1 protein-coding gene is annotated in these 1,614 nt (G+C 42.2%); it reads right to left on the reverse strand.

The window, feature by feature from the left end; genetic code table 11:
• Positions 1–1,605 (reverse strand): tandem-95 repeat protein (locus tag H4J75_RS19520; protein ID WP_310733781.1); only part of this gene is annotated, 1,605 nt, incomplete at its 3' end.
• Between the last annotated feature and the right edge of the window lie 9 nt (positions 1,606–1,614).

Consider the following 1,614-nt stretch of genomic DNA (forward strand, 5'->3'; position numbering starts at 1 on the left):
GTTCTCATTATCATCGCTCAGATCAGAAACTGGTGTTACTGAAATTGTTAAGGTAGAACTTTCGGTATCACCGGCACCATCAGTAACGGTGTAGCTGATCACTGGCACAGCACCATTAAAGTTGTTATTTGGTGTGAAGGTATAGCTACCGTCTGCATTTAAGGTGAGATCACCTTCAGTGAGAGTAACTGTATCACCTGCATTATACGTATTCCCATCAACAGTAAAACTGGTTACCGTGAGTGGACCATCTGCTGTTTCTGCATTGTCTAAAACATTGCCTGTGGCGGTTGTATCTTCTGCAACAGTGACAGTTTCACTATCATCGCTTAGATCAGACACGGGTGTCACTGAAATTGTTAGGGTAGAACTCTGAGTGTCACCTGCACCGTCAGTAACAATGTAAGTAATTACAGGCACAGCACCATTGAAGTTATCATTCGGTGTAAAAGTATAACTACCATCGGTATTTAAAGTGAGCTCACCTTCCGCGAGAGTAACTGTGTCACCTGCATTGTACGTATTACCATCAATGCTAAAGCTGGTGACTGTTAACGGTCCATCTGCTGTTTCAGCATTATCTAACACATTGCCTGTGGCGGTTGTATCTTCAGCTGTTGTAACCGTTTCACTATCATCACTTAGATCTGAAACCGGTGTCACTGAAATTGTTAGTGTAGAACTCTGAGTATCACCAGCACCATCAGTAACGGTGTAGCTGATCACTGGCACAGCACCATTAAAGTTGTCATTCGGTATAAAAGTATAACTACCATCTGCATTTAAAGTGAGTTCGCCTTCAGCAAGACTTACCGTATCACCTGCATTGTACGTATTCCCACCAACAGTAAAGCTAGTGACGGTCATTGGACCGTCTGCAGTTACTGCATTATCAAGGACATTGCCTGTTGCTGTTGTGTCTTCAGCTGTTGCAACAGATTCATTGTCATCAGTAAGATCTGATAAAGGTGTTACTGAAATTGTTAAAGTTGAAATTTCTGTGTCACCAGCACCATCGGTAATGGTGTAACTGATCACTGGCACAGCACCATTAAAGTTGTCATTCGGTGTAAAAGTATAGCTACCATCGGTATTTAAAGTTAACTCACCTTCCGTAAGAGTAACCGTGTCACCTGAATTATACGTATTCCCACCAACCGTAAAACTCGTTACTGTTAGTGGACCATCTGCAGTTACTGCATTATCAAGCACATTGCCTGTAGCAATTGTATCTTCAGCTATCGTAACCGTTTCACTATCATCACTTAAATCTGAAACCGGTGTCACTGAAATTGTTAAGGTAGAACTATCCGTATCACCAGCACCATCAGTAACTGTATAAGTAATAACGGGTACAGCACCGTTGAAATTGTCACTCGGTGTAAAAGTGTAACTACCATCGGCATTTAAAGTGAGTTCACCTTCAGTGAGAGTAACGGTATCACCTGCATTATACGTATTCCCACCAACCGTAAAGCTGGTTACCGTGAGTGGACCATCTGCTGTTTCTGCATTATCAAGGACATTGCCTGTGGCTGTTGTGTCTTCAGCTATCGTAACCGTTTCACTATCATCACTTAAATCTGAAACTGGTGTCACTGAAATTGTTAAGGT

The sequence above is a fragment of the Colwellia sp. BRX10-1 genome (genome assembly GCF_014077545.1).
Lineage (GTDB): Bacteria > Pseudomonadota > Gammaproteobacteria > Enterobacterales > Alteromonadaceae > Colwellia_A.